The sequence below is a fragment of the Archangium sp. genome (assembly GCF_057119385.1).
On the sequence record NZ_DBNGVP010000125.1, the window covers coordinates 1 to 13,899 of the forward strand.

The 13,899-nt window shown below is 70.0% G+C and carries 10 protein-coding genes and 1 pseudogene; 5 read left to right on the top strand and 6 right to left on the bottom strand.

Going from position 1 to position 13,899, the window contains the following annotated elements; genetic code table 11:
- From AC16DP_RS30390 to AC16DP_RS30400, 3 genes and pseudogenes are all read right to left on the bottom strand, one after another.
- Positions 1–229, bottom strand: a pseudogene (locus AC16DP_RS30390) (hypothetical protein); the annotation flags it as partial.
- A 24-nt stretch (positions 230–253) separates the two neighbouring features.
- Complete coding sequence (locus tag AC16DP_RS30395) at positions 254–3,796, bottom strand: tetratricopeptide repeat protein (RefSeq protein ID WP_329731386.1); 3,543 nt, start codon at positions 3,794–3,796, stop codon at positions 254–256.
- Positions 3,797–3,913: 117 nt separating this feature from the next.
- Positions 3,914–5,056, bottom strand: a complete 1,143-nt coding sequence (locus AC16DP_RS30400; protein ID WP_329731387.1) for an AAA family ATPase — start codon at positions 5,054–5,056, stop codon at positions 3,914–3,916.
- Positions 5,057–5,241: 185 nt separating this feature from the next.
- Here AC16DP_RS30400 and treZ point away from each other — a divergent pair, with 185 nt between their 5' ends.
- Positions 5,242–7,101 (top strand): malto-oligosyltrehalose trehalohydrolase, encoded by a 1,860-nt coding sequence (treZ, locus tag AC16DP_RS30405; protein ID WP_329731388.1) that lies wholly within the window; start codon positions 5,242–5,244, stop codon positions 7,099–7,101.
- Between the two features lie 27 nt (positions 7,102–7,128).
- Here the strand turns inward: treZ and AC16DP_RS30410 are convergent, their stop codons facing one another.
- Positions 7,129–7,767 carry a hypothetical protein gene (locus AC16DP_RS30410; protein ID WP_329731389.1) on the bottom strand — a complete coding sequence of 213 codons (639 nt, stop codon included), beginning with the start codon at positions 7,765–7,767 and terminating at the stop codon, positions 7,129–7,131.
- A 416-nt stretch (positions 7,768–8,183) separates the two neighbouring features.
- Between AC16DP_RS30410 and AC16DP_RS30415 the strand changes: the two genes are divergently transcribed.
- The 4 genes from AC16DP_RS30415 to AC16DP_RS30430 all read left to right on the top strand — a co-directional run bounded on the left by AC16DP_RS30415 (position 8,184) and on the right by AC16DP_RS30430 (position 11,677).
- The gene (locus tag AC16DP_RS30415) at positions 8,184–9,452 is read left to right on the top strand and encodes a discoidin domain-containing protein (RefSeq protein WP_329731390.1); all 1,269 of its coding nucleotides are present in this window, start codon (positions 8,184–8,186) and stop codon (positions 9,450–9,452) included.
- A 100-nt stretch (positions 9,453–9,552) separates the two neighbouring features.
- On the top strand, positions 9,553–10,860 hold the full coding sequence (locus tag AC16DP_RS30420) for an NCS2 family permease (RefSeq protein ID WP_329731391.1): 1,308 nt from the start codon (positions 9,553–9,555) through the stop codon (positions 10,858–10,860).
- Between the two features lie 206 nt (positions 10,861–11,066).
- Positions 11,067–11,270 (top strand): cold-shock protein, encoded by a 204-nt coding sequence (locus AC16DP_RS30425; protein ID WP_329731392.1) that lies wholly within the window; start codon positions 11,067–11,069, stop codon positions 11,268–11,270.
- A gap of 224 nt (positions 11,271–11,494) precedes the next feature.
- A complete protein-coding gene (locus AC16DP_RS30430; protein WP_329731393.1) occupies positions 11,495–11,677 on the top strand; it encodes a hypothetical protein in 183 nt (60 codons plus the stop codon).
- Between the two features lie 60 nt (positions 11,678–11,737).
- On the opposite strand, the gene kaiC is transcribed toward AC16DP_RS30430, so the two are convergent.
- Both kaiC and AC16DP_RS30440 read right to left on the bottom strand, forming a co-directional pair.
- Positions 11,738–13,159, bottom strand: a complete 1,422-nt coding sequence (kaiC, locus tag AC16DP_RS30435) for a circadian clock protein KaiC (protein WP_329731394.1) — start codon at positions 13,157–13,159, stop codon at positions 11,738–11,740.
- Positions 13,156–13,851: a response regulator gene (locus tag AC16DP_RS30440; protein ID WP_329731395.1), complete on the bottom strand. Its 696-nt coding sequence runs from the start codon at positions 13,849–13,851 to the stop codon at positions 13,156–13,158. The genes kaiC and AC16DP_RS30440 overlap by 4 nt, the downstream gene beginning before the upstream one ends.
- Positions 13,852–13,899 lie beyond the last annotated feature (48 nt).

Below are 13,899 nucleotides of genomic sequence, written 5' to 3' on the forward strand. Positions count from 1 at the left end.
AGGTCACCACGTTGGGGTGCCGCACCAGGCGCAGCGCGGCGGCTTCCCGGTCACCTCGAGGGTGGAGGGCCACCAGCTTGACGGCGTAGGGCTTTCCGCTCCGCCTCGCGCGGTACACGGTGCCGAAGCTGCCGGAGGCGATCGTTCCTTCGATGGTGAAGCCCGCCACCTCCGTGCCAGGAGTGAGCTCAGGCACCGCCCCCCACGACTGACCGCCTTCGTCGAGCATGCATCCCTCCGGAAGCCGCAGACGCTACCAGAGAGAAGAGTGGGCGGACCCGGACCTCAGGGGTTGGGTATGCACGCGACTCCCTCGCGCTTGGAAAGGGCCGAGCGGAGCGCTGGGGACGAGCAGGTGCAGGGGCGTGTCCCGGCCCAGGGTGATGAAGGGCGCCCAGTCGTGGGGATGGGGCTGGGTGCTCCGGAGCGTGCGCATCGCCTCGCGCAGCGCCGTGGCGCGGCCCTGCCCCGCCAACAGGTGGGAGTAGTAGAGCTCCATCAGCGCGCGCGTCGTCTCGTCGTTCACCTTCCACAGGCTCATCACCACCGTCTCCGCTCCCGCCACCAGGAAGGCCCGGTGCAGTCCGTACACGCCCTGGCCGGGTTTGACGTCGCCTCGCCCCGTGTCGCACGCGGACAGGACGACCAGCTTCGTGCCCCACAAGTCGAGGCCCGCCAGCTCCAGCGCCGTCACCAGTCCGCTGTCGGGCGAGGGCGGCGCGGGACTGGAGCCGGAGGCCGCCGGGGTGGGCGCTCCAGCCAGGACGAGGCCGGAGCGCAGCATGGGGTCGGCGGGAGGCTTCGCGAGTGGATCCTCGCCCAGCGCTCCGAAGTGGCCGACGGCACGCGAGTCCTCGGACTCGGACGCGTCCCCCAGGAAGAAGCCATGGGTGGCCAGGTGGAGGATGCCGGGAGCCGGCAGACTCAGCAGCCGCGCCTTGGTGGCCTCGGGGCCCAGGAAGAGCCGGGCCTGCGGCATCAGGCGCTGGATGGACTCGGCCTCCTGCCGCGTCCCAGGCAGGGGAACGGGGGCCCAGCCCCGCTGGGCCAGGTGCTCGCGCAGCGTGGAGACGGAGCGCTCGACGGAGGGAGGGCGGCTGGCCCAGCCCGGAGTGCCTTCCTGGGTGGAAGGGGACGAGGCCGGGAGCGCGGGAAGGTGGGCGCTGAAGTCCGGGTCGGCCAGGACGACGACGGAGCTGGGGGGCGCGCTCTCCTGGGGGTGGGGCAGCAGGTTCCTCCCGGAGGGCAGGTAGATGAAGTCGAACGCGTCCACGAGGAACTGGTGGCCGTCGTGCAGGGCGGCGAAGGGCACCAGGGCCATCTGGCCATCCGGCGACAGGAAGAGCCGGCGCGTCTCCCCCAGCAGTGGCCGCAGCGGTTGGAAGACGAGGTGGTGGAGCGCCTGGGCGGGAGCCTGGAAGGCCGCGTCGCGGTTGGCCAGCGCGTGACGCAGGCGCGCGGCGGCGGCGTCGATGGGCCCGGCGGGGCCCAGGTCCTGGACGCGCACGGTGGCGTCCGGGAAGAGCACCAGCGCCAGGTAGCGCGGCTGGCCGGCGCGACGGGCCTCGGGGGCGCCGGGTGGGGGCACCAGCGGACGGTCCACGTAGGAGATGAGCTCGATGAGGGCTCCGTCCTGGGGCAGTGACGCGGCGACACGGTCGACCATCTCCGTGGGAGGGGGCCGGGAGATCAGCGCGCGCAGGGGGGCGGAGCGCCGGGCCAGGTCCACCTCGAGGGCCGTGCCTTGCGCGAAGAGCTCGTCGAGACGCCGTTGGTGGGCTTCCAGGGAAAGCGAGCCGCGGCCCTCGAGGGAGAGCTGGGCCAGCTGGCCGCGCAGCGCCCGGAGCTGCTCGAAGGTGGCGCGATCCCGAGGGCCCAGGCCGCGGTAGATGGTGCGGGAGATGTCGGCGCTCTCCTCGACGGAGCGGCCCTTGAGCAGGAGCGCGGCGCCGAGCGCCATGCGTTGGACGCGAGCGTCCTCGGGATGGGACCGCAGCAGCGCATAGAGCCGCTCCTCGTCGGAGCGCAGCAACTGGAGCACCTGGGCCAGGTGCACCTCGGACAAGCCGAGCATCTCCTGGCGCAGGCGCTGCTCGGACGTGGCGAAGGCGCGCGTGAACAGCGGCAGGGCCTCGGTGAGGCGATGCTGGGCCAGATGGCCCGCGGCCAGATGGTTGAGCGCTTCGGCGTTGCGCGGATGGTTCCTGCCGAACGTCGCGTCCCGGATGGCGAGCGCGCGCTCGTAGAGCGGCCTGGCCCGGCGGTACGACCCCTGGGCCGAGTAGAGGTCGGCGAGCTCCTGCAGCGAGTCGGCGGTGCCGGGAGCATTCCTGCCCCAGGCCGCTTCCGCGATGGCCAGCGCGCGCCGGAGGAGCGGCTCGGCGCGGGCGTACAGCCCCTGGGCCAGGTAGAGGTTGCCGAGCTTGCTGAGCGGAAGGGCGAGGTTGGGGTCCTTCTTGCCCCAGACCGCTTCCCCGATGGCCACCGCGCGCTGGAGGTACGGCTCGGCGCGGGCGTACGACCCCTGGGCCAGATGGAGGCTGCCGAGGCTGCAGAGCGCGCGGGCGACGGAGTGGCTCTTCTCTCCATGGGCCCCTTGCCGGATGGCCAGCGCTCGCTCGAGGAACGGCTCGGCACGCGCGTACAATCCCTGGGCCAGATACAGGTTGCCGAGGCTGACGACCGCGAGGGCGACCCGGGGATGGCTCTTTCCGAAGGTGGCTTCGCTGATGGCCAGCATGCGTTCGTAGAGCGGTTCGGCCCGGCCGTGCAGTCCCTGGAGCGTGTAGGACACAGCGAACGCGTGAAGCGTATCGACGAGGACGGGATGGCTCTTGCCGACAGCCGCTTCCTGAAGGGCGAGCGCGTGGGCGAAGAGCGGCTCGGCACGAGCGAACATTCCCTGGCGCATGGAGTGGAGGGCGAGTTGCCGGAGCGTGACCGCGACGTTGGGCGGGTTCTTGTCGACGGCCGCTTCCAGGAGGGACTGCAGCCGCGGATAGAGCGGATCGGCACGAGCGACCAGTCCCTGGGCCTCGTAGAGCTCGATGAGTTTCGAGAGCGGGATCGCGAGCTCCGGGGGGTTCTGGCCGAGGGCCGCTTCCCAGATGGCCACCGCGCGCAGGAAGAGCGGCTCGGCACGAGCGTACTCGGTCCGGTCCGAGTAGACGCTGGCGAGGTCGTTGAGTGTTCGCGCGAGCTCCGGGTGGTTCTGGCCGAGGGCCGCTTCCCGGATGGCCAACGCGCGCTGAAGGAGCGGCTTGGACCGCTCGAATGACCCCAGCGCCTGGTAGAGCTGGGCGAGGTGGTTGAGCGACTCGGCGACGAGGAGAGGGTTCTGGCCGAGGGCCGCTTCCCGAATGGCCAGCGCACGCGCATGGAGCGGTTCGGCCCGCTCGAATGAGCCCTGGGCCTGGTAGAGCTGGGCGAGGTGGGTGAGGGTTCGCGCGACCTCGGGGTGGTTCTGGCCGAGGGCCGCTTCCTGGAGGGTCAGCGCGCGCGTGAGGAGCGGCTCGGCCCGGGCGGGGTTTCCCCGAAGCAGGTGATGCGCGCCGAGCTGGACCAGGCACCCGGCGACGTCCGGATGGGTGTCTCCGAGCACGGCCTCCCGCAGTGCCAGCGCGTGCTCGCCCCGGGCGATGGCGTCATCGTACCTGCCCGCGTCCCAGAGCGTGGCCGCCTCGTCGAGCGCCGTCCGTGCCTCCCGCAGGCGCGCGTCCGGTGGGGCCTCCGCGTGCGCCACCGCTGCCGCACAACACACGGCCACCAACAACGACCACCCGAGAACCCGCCACATGTCATCCTCCGATCCCCGCTCCGTGGACCCCTCCACGCGGGTGGGTCCGGTGGGCAGGCCCCCCGTGAACGGCTTACGACACGCAATCGGCGGACAGCATAGGCGAGATGGAGCGCTTCACTCCGCGAGGGTGCGCACCTGTTCGCCGTCGAGCACCAGGCGCACGGTGGTCACCTGCGGCTCGCCGAAGTGGTCGTATGCGGCGCGCTCCAACTGCGGCACCAGGGCGGCGCGCAGGCCGCGGGCTCCCGTCTCGCGCTTGAGCGCCCGCGCCACCACCCACTCGCGCACCGCCGGCTCCACCACCAGCGTCAGCCGCTCGTGGGCGAACTCGCGCTCATACGCGCGCAGCACGTTGTCCTCGAGGATGTTGCCCAGCGTCTTCGCGTCCAGTGGCGAGAACGACACGATGCGGCTGAACCGTCCAATCAGCTCCGGGATGAAGCCGTAGCGCGCGAAGGCCGTCGTCTGCTCGAGCTGATCATCCGTCACCTTCTCCGCGATGGCCGTCTCGCGCTTGCCCGTCTCGCGCCCGAAGCCCATCCGCTCCTTGTGGCCGCCCAGCTCCTCCGCCGTGTGCTTCAGGCCGCTGAAGGCCCCGCAGGCGATGAACGTCAGCGCCGACAGCTCCATCGGCATGGGCGGCGTGCGGCTGGTGAAGCCGAAGTCCGGCGGGAAGTCCGCCCTCGGCGCGCTCAGCAGGTTCAACAGACTGCGCTGCACACCGAAGCCACTCACGTCCTTGGTGGTCTGCTGTCCGGCGAAGCGGGCATCGGAGCGGCTGGTGGCGAGCTTGTCGAACTCGTCCATGCAGATGGCCCCGCAGGCCGCCCACGCCGCGTCCCCGCCCGCCGCCTCGTACAGGCGCGAGAGCATCGTCGTCACGTCGTCGCCCACGTAGCCCGTCTCGGAGAACTGCGTGGCGTCCACGATGACCGTGGGCACCCCGAGAATCTCCTTGAAGAGCAGCTCCACCAGGAACGTCTTCCCGCTGCCGGTGGGGCCCAGGAACAGACAGTTCTCCCGCGTTCCCGGCTCGGGGTCCAACCCCTCCAGGTGGATGCGCCGCAGCCGCTGCAGGTGACGGTAGGCGAGCACCGACGCCGCGCGCCGGGCCTCCTGCTGGCCCCTGTAGCCCAGCTCGGAGAGGCGTTGGTCGATCTCACGGGGTGACAGCACCTCCAACGCGGCGACGCGCTCGCGGACGGACGCGTCGCGCTCGAAGTGGAGGGCCTGCAGGTGGTCGGGACGTGGGCTCATGAAGTGGGTGGCATCTTTCCGGTTCGGGACAGCCCTGGACAAGCGTTGCCTGCTCTCCATGCCAGTGCCCGCCCGCTCTCGGAGGGGGCATCCACCGTCCGAGCCGGGCCACCAGTGAACATCTCCCCGCCCTATTGGCCCACGAAACACGTTCCCCTGGCGTGAGGGTGGATAAGTAGAAGGCCATGGAACGAGCGGAGAGTACGCGAGGGCAGGCTCCTCGCCTGGGTGCCTGGGTGGAGCCGGGGGCGGGAGTGCGGTGGCGCGTCTGGGCACCGGGACACCGCGAGGTACAGGTGGTGCTGTACGGACGGGACGGCCAGCAGCCGGGCACCCCTCTGCCCATGGTGGACGAGGGAGGAGGCTTCTTCTCCGCGACCCTCGCCGGCGAGGGCCCGGGCGTGCGCTACAAGCTGAAGGTGGACGGAGAGGGGCCCTTCCCGGACCCCTGGAGCCGTTCACAACCGGACGGTGTGCACGGCCCCTCCGAGGTGGTGGTGCCGGACTTCGCCTGGACGGACGCCGCGTGGAAGGGGCCGGACCCCGAGGCCCAGGTCCTCTACGAGGTGCACGTGGGCACCGCCACGCCCGAGGGCACCTTCGAGGCCCTCATCCCCCGGTTGCGCTCCCTCAAGGAGCTGGGCGTCACCACGCTGGAGCTGATGCCGCTGGCCAGCTTCCCGGGCGTGCGCAACTGGGGCTACGACGGGGTGGACCTGTTCGCCCCGCTCGCCGCGTATGGCGGTCCCCAGGGCCTGCGGCGCCTCGTGGACGCCGCGCACGCCGAGGGGCTCGCGGTGCTCATCGACGCCGTCTACAACCACTTCGGGCCGGACGGGAACTACCTGCGCTGCTACTCGCCGCACTACTTCACCGGCCGCCACCACACGCCCTGGGGTGATGCCGTCAACTACGACGGCGAGGGCGCCGCGGTGGTGCGCCAGCTGGTGCTCTCCAACGTGGAGATGTGGATCCGCGACTACCACGCGGACGGGCTGCGCCTGGACGCGGCCCACGCCATCCTCGACGACGGCTCGCCGCACCTGCTCACGGAGATCTCCGAGCGCGCCCGGGCCTCGGCTCCCGGCCGCCGGGTGGTCGTCATCGCCGAGGACGATCGCAACGACACGCGCCTGGTGCGCTCCAAGGACAAGGGGGGCTACGGGCTGGACGGCGTCTGGGCGGATGACTTCCACCACCAGATGCGCCGCGCCTTCGCGGGGGACCACGAGGGGTACTACGCCGACTACACCGGCGGCATGGAGGACCTGGCCCGCACGCTGCGCCAGGGCTGGTTCTACGAGGGGCAGGTGTCCCAGGTGCACGGCCGCGTGCGGGGCACGCCCGCGCGGGAGGCGCAGCCCTGGCAGCTCGTGCACTGCATCCAGAACCATGACCAGGTGGGCAACCGGGCGCATGGCGAGCGGCTGGGCGCGGATGTCTCCCCGGCCGCCTTCCGCGCCATGAGCGCGCTGCTGCTGTTGTCGCCCTACACGCCGCTGCTCTTCATGGGGCAGGAGTGGAACGCGAGCACGCCCTTCCTCTACTTCACGGACCACCACGCCGAGCTGGGCAGGCTGGTGACGGAGGGGCGGCGCAAGGAGTTCGCCGGCTTCACCCGCTTCTCGGGCGACACGGTGCCGGATCCGCAGGCCGTGGAGACCTTCACGCGCTCGAGGCTCGACTGGAGCGAGGCGCGGAAGCCGGAGCACGCCGGGGTGCTCGCCCTCTACCGCGAGCTGCTGCGCCTGCGCGCCACGGACCCGTGTCTGAAGCACAACCGCCGGGACCGCTTCGACGCGCGGCCCCTGGGTGAGCACGGCCTGGTGCTCGAGCGCCGCGGCCCGAAGGGCGCGCTCCAGGTCCTCCTCAATGTGCGGGGGACGTTGGAGCACCGGCTGCCCGAGCGCGCTCCCGAGCACGTCCAGCTCGTGCTCTGGACCGAAGCACCCCGCTTCGGCGGCACCACACACGAGGCGCCGCTGCGAAGCGGGGGAGTGCGGCTCGAGGGACCCTCGGCCGTGGTGGTGCGGCTCACGGACTGAGTCCCCCGGAAGCCGGGGCGGTGTGCATCAGAACGCGCCGCCCAGCTGGAGACCGAAGTTGACGATGTTGCCGTCCTGCGCCAGTCCCAGGTCCTCGCCGCCCACCAGCCGGTAGGTGGCGCGCGCGCCGGCGGTGACGCCGCCGAACTTGTAGTCCACGCCCGCGGCCAACGGCACCTCGGTGACGACGTCGTTGTCGAAGAGGACCTCCGCGTCCTCGCTCGGGTTGAGCAAGCTCACGCCGAAGCCCGCGCCGACGAAGGGCCGCAGGTTGCCATTGGCGCCCAGCTCCGGGCCCACCTTGGCCAGCGCGCCCACGTTGTGCCGCCACAGGCCGCCGTTGATGTCCTCGAACGGGTTGCGCGAGCCCTCGTAGCCGAGCTCCAGGCCCACCAACGGCAGCGGCCGCGAGTTGGCCTGCAAGCCGAGGAATCCGCCCGGGCCCGTGTCGTCACCGATGTCACCGGTGTACGTGTTCAAGCCGCCCGTCACGGAGACGTTGAAGTCATTGAGGACGCCTCCGCTCCCGCCGCGGCCCGAGTCGTAGATGCGCTCGCCCCGGCTGGTGTCGTCGTCCGGGATGTAGTCGTCCTGGGCGAACGCGGGCACGGCCAGCAGCACGGACGCGGCGAACGCGCCGAGCCCCCATTTCGTCTTGAAGCTCATGGTGTTGCCTCCCTGTTCACCCCCCACGCATGCCGGGGGGGTCTGTCGAAAACTGGGCGTGAGCCCCGAGGACTGGAAGCGCACCCTCCGCATGCGTCCCCGCCACACCTCCCCTCCAGGCGGCCAGCGCGGCGCTCCCGGGCCCGGCTGGGGGTGGGCACGCGGAAGGTGACTTGCTATACCCGTCTGTCCCCGCCGACCTGTCAGGTCGTCAGGCAAGCAGCCGCCCGGTTTGGAGGTCCATCCGCCCGATGTGACCTCATGGGGAGGGTTGCGCTCGTAACTCCTTGAAAATCCTCAGAAATCTGAGGGAATTGATTCTGGGATCGAGTGTTTGGAGCCCAACACACGGGATGGGGTGCACGGGAAATTCCCCCGGCCGCGCCCAATCCCCTCACCACGAAGGAAGCGACACAGTGAATCGATCCTCTACCCGCGGCATGCGGCTGTCCGCCTTCGGACTCGTCTCCGTCCTCGCCCTCTCCGCCACTCCGGCGCTGGCGGCCGGCGGCTTCGTCTCCGCCTCCGCGAGTGCGAATGATGGCAACTTGCCTGGCAATGCCATCGACGGGAACCTGTCTACCCGCTGGTCCGCGGATGGCCGTGGCCAGTTCCTCACGGCGGACATGGGCTCCGTGCTGTCCCTCACCGCGCTCGACATCGCCTGGTACCGCGGCAATGAGCGCGCCAGCAACTTCGTCATCTCGACGTCCACCGATGGCACCACCTACTCGACGGCCTTCTCGGGCACCTCCTCCGGGAAGACGGCCGCCCTCGAGCGCTACACCTTCGCGGCCCGCAATGCCCGCTATGTGCGCGTGACGGTGAATGGCAACACGTTGAACACCTGGGCGAGCATCTCGGAGGTGGCCGCCATCACCGGCACCACCACGCCCACGCCCACGCCCACGCCAGGCACGGACGTCTTCGGCGTGAAGATGATCTACCCGACGAAGGCGGGCGGCGAGACGTGGTTCCTCAAGGACGACGCGCTGAAGGACACGCGCTTCGATCCGCAGGACCCCATCACCCGCAACGCGGATGGCTCCTGGAAGATGAAGAGCACCCAGGTGCGCATGCACGCGCTCACCTCCACGGGCTACGACTCGAAGAAGATCCCCACGTATGACCGGGACGTGCTGGCGGGCCGGGGCTACATGCAGGCCGCCAACGACTGGAAGAACGTGGAGATGACGGGCTTCATCAAGGTGAACGCCGCCAGCGACATGAGCGACAACTTCGCCTGGTACGCGCGCGGTGGCCGCCACACCGACTCGCTGGCCTGCGAGGGCTCCTCGTACAAGGGCAGCCTGCACTACGACGGCCGCGTGCGCTGGCAGAAGGAGTCCTGGCACGTGAGCTACGACCAGACGGCCTACAAGCCGGGCACCAGCTCGCTCAAGGGCCGCTGGGTGGGCTTCAAGTCCATCATGAAGAACGTCACCTCCAACGGGAAGCCCGCGGTGAAGCTGGAGCTGTGGCTCAACGAGAACGCGGACAAGGTGACGTGGAAGCAGGTCTACGACATCACGGACTCCGGCCAGATTGGCGGAGACGCCACCCACTGCGGCGGCGCCGTGGACGCCATGCCCATCACCTGGGGCGGCCCGCTGGCCACGTTCCGCTGGGACAGCGCCTCGGACGTGGACTTCAAGTGGCTGAGCGTGCGTGAGATCGCCGAGTAGCCATCGCCTCGCCCTCCAGGGGTGAAGCACGGGCGCGGGGAGGAAGGCTCCCCGCGCCTTTTTCATGTCCGGCGCGGGGTGGGGCGTCTATACCGGCCCCATGGAAGCACTCGAGCGTCTGTTCCACATTCGTGAGCGGGGCTCGTCCGTGGGGACGGAGCTGCGCGCGGGCCTGGTGACGTTCCTGACCATGGCGTACATCCTGCTGGTCAACCCGCAGATTCTGTCGGAAGCGGGGATGCCGGCGGCGGACGTGACGGTGGCCACGGCGCTGGGCGCGGCGTTCGGCACGCTGCTGATGGGGCTGTACGCCAACTTCCCCTTCGCGCTGGCGCCGGGCATGGGGCTCAACGCCTACTTCACCTACGGCGTGGTGAAGGGCCTGGGCGTGGACTGGCGCTTCGCGCTGACGGCGGTGTTCGTCGAGGGCCTGCTCTTCATCGTGCTGTCCTACGGCGGCATCCGCACGCTCATCCTCCGGGCCATTCCGCCGCCCATCAAGCTGGCCACCACCACGGGCATCGGGCTGTTCCTGGCGCTCATCGGCTTGCGCAACGCGGGGCTGGTGGTGGACAGCCCGGCCACGCTGGTGCAGCTGGGCGTGCTGCGCGCGCCGGGGCCGCTGCTGGCGCTGGCGGGCCTGGTCATCATCGGCGTGCTGTCCTCGCGCAAGGTGCGGGGCGCGCTGTTGATGGGAATCGCCGGGGTGGCGGCGGCGGCGTGGGGGCTGGGACTGGCGAAGGCGCCGGCCACGTGGGTGAGCGTGCCCTCGCTGCCCCGCGAGACGTTCTGGGCGTTCGACTTCTCGCAGGTGCTGACGGGGAAGTTCCTCACGGTGATGCTGGCGTTCCTGTTCGTGGACGTGTTCGACACGGCGGGCACGCTGCTGGGCGTGGGGCGCATCGGCGGCTTCCTGAAGCCCGACGGAGAGCTGCCGGGCGCGGGCCGGGGCTTCATGGCGGACGCGGTGGGCACGGTGGCGGGCGCGGTGTTCGGGACGAGCACGGTGACGTGCTACATCGAGTCGGCGGCGGGCGTGGAGGAGGGCGGGCGCACGGGGCTGACGGCGGTGGTGGTGTCGGGGCTCTTCCTGCTGTCGCTCTTCTTCGTGCCCACGCTGGCGGCCATTCCCCCGGTGGCCACGGCGCCGGTGCTGGTGGTGGTGGGCGCGCTGATGATGAGCGGGGCGCGCGAGCTGGAGTGGAACCGGATGGATGACGCGCTGCCGGCGTTCCTCACCATCGCGCTGATGCCCTTCACGTACTCCATCGCCAACGGCATCAGCGCGGGCATCGTGTCGTACGCGGCGCTCAAGCTGCTGTCGGGGCGCCCGCGCGAGGCGCACCCGGTGGTGTACGTGCTGGCGGCGCTGCTGGTGCTCCACTACGCCACCAGCGGCGGTGCCTGATTCCGAGGGGTTGGAGCCCGGGAATGGATGTCCCGCCTCCCGGGTTCCCTCCCCAGCCGCCAGTCACGGGCGCCACTTTTCGGAGACATTCGGAGGGGGGGCCCTAGGCACGCGCCTGAAAACGTGACACACGGCAATGGCTGCCCCTCACTGGGGTGCGGCCTCCGGCTCAACTCATTGAGGCCGGACAAGAAAGAAGACGAGTAATGGCAACTGGTACCGTGAAGTGGTTCAACGACGCGAAGGGCTTCGGATTCATCACGCAGGACGGCGGGGGCGAGGACCTCTTCTGCCACCACAGCGCGATCCAGTCCGATGGCTTCCGCTCCCTGCAGGAAGGGCAGAAGGTCCAGTTCGACGTCGCCCGCGGCCCCAAGGGCCTGCAGGCGCAGAACGTCCGCCCCAACTAAGACGCGCCGTCAGGACCGGCACCGGGCCTGGTCTCCTTCGCGAGGCCGGGCCCTTTTCATTGCGAGCACGAGGAGTGGCATCTCCCATCCCTGGTGCTTAACTTGAATGCTCCCGCTGGCGGCACCTTCTGTGTCCGGTGGGGCGCTTCAAGGCATTTCAACACCCTGTAGGCATGGGCCCGCTCCCGGCAAGGGGACGGGCCTGGCTCTCACCTGGGAGACCCATGACGGTCACATTCATCAAGCGTCAAAAAGAGCGCGCGCGTCAGCAGCGCAATCAGGACAAGCAGGTCAAGCGCGAGGAGCGCAAGCGCGAGAAGGCCGATCGCCCCGACCGCGTGGTGGGCGGAGCGGATCCGGACATCGCGCACATCATCCCGGGCCCCCAGCCGCCGCTGGACATGTGAGCCCTCGCTCGCCCGCCAGGGGGACACCTCTCCGGAGACTTCCGGACGGTGTCCCCTTTTCTATTCCGGGGTGCCCTTTCCGACGAGCTCGACCTTGAGCCCCCCGGGCACGATGGCCATCCGGTGCTCGGCGGAGGAGTGCTGGGAGCCCCGCATCTTGAGCACCGACATGGTCCGCTCCAGGCCCTCCGGCTTGCGCGCGTAATCCATCACCAGGATCGCATCGGGAATCGTGGACAGGTAGGGCGCCGCGGCGTCGTCCCGCACGAAGGTGCCGATGGTCTGGGTGAGCAGGGCGCTGCGGCTGTGCTCGCGGATGAGCGAGGACAGGCCGATCATGAACTGCCGGAAGCCCCGCTCCGAGGTGGAGTGCTCGATGGAGGAGATGCTGTCCACGACGATGAGCGAGGGTTTGAAGTTCGCCAGCCCCGCGCGCAGCTCCACCAGCAGATCCTCCGGGCTGGTCGCTTCCGGGTAGCGGCACTCCACCTTGAGGTTGCCCGAGGCCTCGAGCTCCTTCAGGGGCAGGCCCACCTTGGCGAAGTTGCGCATCAGGATGGGCCTGGTCTCCTCGAAGCCGTAGTAGATGACGCGCTCGCCGCGCAGCGCACCGGCCCGGGCGTACATGCCGCAGAGCGTCGTCTTGCCGCTGCCCGAGGGCCCGCGCACCAGCACGATGGAGTCGCGCAGCCACCCGCCCTGCGTCATCTCGTCCAGCCCCTTCACGCCGCTGGGCAAGCGCTCGTCCTCGTTCAGCTCCTCGCTCTGCCGCGCATCCAGCGGGAAGACGGTGAGCCCCTGCATCGTCATGGTGCAGGGGTACTCGCCCTTGTAGTGCGGACTGCGCCGGTACTTGTGCACCTCGATGGAGCGGCGGCGGCGCTCCCCATCCACGAGGTTGCGCAGCATGAGGACCGTGTCACAGACGAAGTCCTCCACGCCCAGCGTGGTGAGCTGCCCGTAGTCCGAAGGAGACTCCGCCGTCAGGAGGGAGGTGAGCCCCAGCTGCCGGAAGGCCGAGACGAGCCGGAAGAACTGGCTGCGCAGGTTGGCCTCGGTGGGCTTGGGGCTGAAGAGGGCCGTCACCGAGTCCAGCACCACCCCGGTGGCCCCGCTCTTCTTCACCAACTCGCCGACGAGGTGGACGAGCCCCTCCACGTCGAAGTTCCCGCTGACGTGCGTGGGCCCCTCCATGGGCCGCGTGAGGTCGGTGATGAGCACCTTCCCGTCCTTCACCAGGTCGGCCAGTCCGAAGCCGAGGGTGTCGGCGGTGGAGAGGAGATCCTCGCCCGTCTCCTCGATGGTGACGATGATCGTCTTGATGCCCGAGCGGGCCAGGTTGCAGGCGATCTGCAGGGACAGGATGCTCTTGCCCGCGCCGCTCCTGCCGGTGATGAGCGTCGCCCGCCCCTTGGGGATACCGCCATACGTGATGACGTCGAGCCCCGGGACTCCCGAGGGCAGCTTCTGGATGGTGCTCATTCCCTCCGCTCTACCCCGGAATGCTCCAGCAAGTCCTCGATGAGTGAGGTGTCTTCCAGGTCGCCCACCACCCAGGTTCGCGGCAGGGGGCGGTGCTGGACCAGGGTCGGCGTGAGCAGGATGTGGTCCTCCTCGGCCGATGCGGGCCTGCCCTGGGCCAGATCGACGACCTGGAAGTCCACCTGGGTGGAGTCGTATCGGGCGAGCAGGCCCTTCATCTGCCGGAGCGCGCGCAGCGACGCGGGGGAGGGACCCGCGGTGTAGAGCACCAGCTCGATGCGTGCCGTGGCTCTCTCCTGCGGAGCGGAAGGTGGGGAGACCCGGTGCGGGGGTTGTCCGGGCTCGGGTCCCAGCAGCTTCAGCACCTGGGCCACGATGTGGTCCGTGCCCCGCTCCTTGGCGATGATCTTCAGGTCCGCGGCGTCCTTCACGTCCGGACTGCCCGTGAAGATCAGGACCTCCGTGTCTCGCAGCAACCCGGCGGCAGTGGCCTGCTTCAGCATCCACGTCCCCGTCCCGTCCGGCATGTTGTAGTCGCTGATGACCAGCTGGAACCGGCGCTGCTTCAGCAGGGCCAGCCCCTCGTGTGCCCCTCCCGCGGTGGTGACGGAGAACCCCGCGAGCTCGAGCGCCCGCTCGAGGAGGTAGCGGGCGACCTCGTCATCATCCACGCACAGCACTTCTCGGCTCATGAGACAGGGATGATACCCGGACCGCTTCACGTGGAGTCCGGCAACTGG

What these genes read in the sequence shown, in the direction of transcription:
- AC16DP_RS30395 (WP_329731386.1), bottom strand. Translation starts at nt 3,796, where the DNA reads ATGTGGCGGGTTCTCGGGTGGTCGTTGTTGGTGGCCGTGTGTTGTGCG.
- AC16DP_RS30400 (WP_329731387.1), bottom strand. Translation starts at nt 5,056, where the DNA reads ATGAGCCCACGTCCCGACCACCTGCAGGCCCTCCACTTCGAGCGCGAC.
- treZ (WP_329731388.1), top strand. Translation starts at nt 5,242, where the DNA reads ATGGAACGAGCGGAGAGTACGCGAGGGCAGGCTCCTCGCCTGGGTGCC.
- AC16DP_RS30410 (WP_329731389.1), bottom strand. Translation starts at nt 7,767, where the DNA reads ATGAGCTTCAAGACGAAATGGGGGCTCGGCGCGTTCGCCGCGTCCGTG.
- AC16DP_RS30420 (WP_329731391.1), top strand. Translation starts at nt 9,553, where the DNA reads ATGGAAGCACTCGAGCGTCTGTTCCACATTCGTGAGCGGGGCTCGTCC.
- AC16DP_RS30425 (WP_329731392.1), top strand. Translation starts at nt 11,067, where the DNA reads ATGGCAACTGGTACCGTGAAGTGGTTCAACGACGCGAAGGGCTTCGGA.
- AC16DP_RS30430 (WP_329731393.1), top strand. Translation starts at nt 11,495, where the DNA reads ATGACGGTCACATTCATCAAGCGTCAAAAAGAGCGCGCGCGTCAGCAG.
- kaiC (WP_329731394.1), bottom strand. Translation starts at nt 13,159, where the DNA reads ATGAGCACCATCCAGAAGCTGCCCTCGGGAGTCCCGGGGCTCGACGTC.
- AC16DP_RS30440 (WP_329731395.1), bottom strand. Translation starts at nt 13,851, where the DNA reads ATGAGCCGAGAAGTGCTGTGCGTGGATGATGACGAGGTCGCCCGCTAC.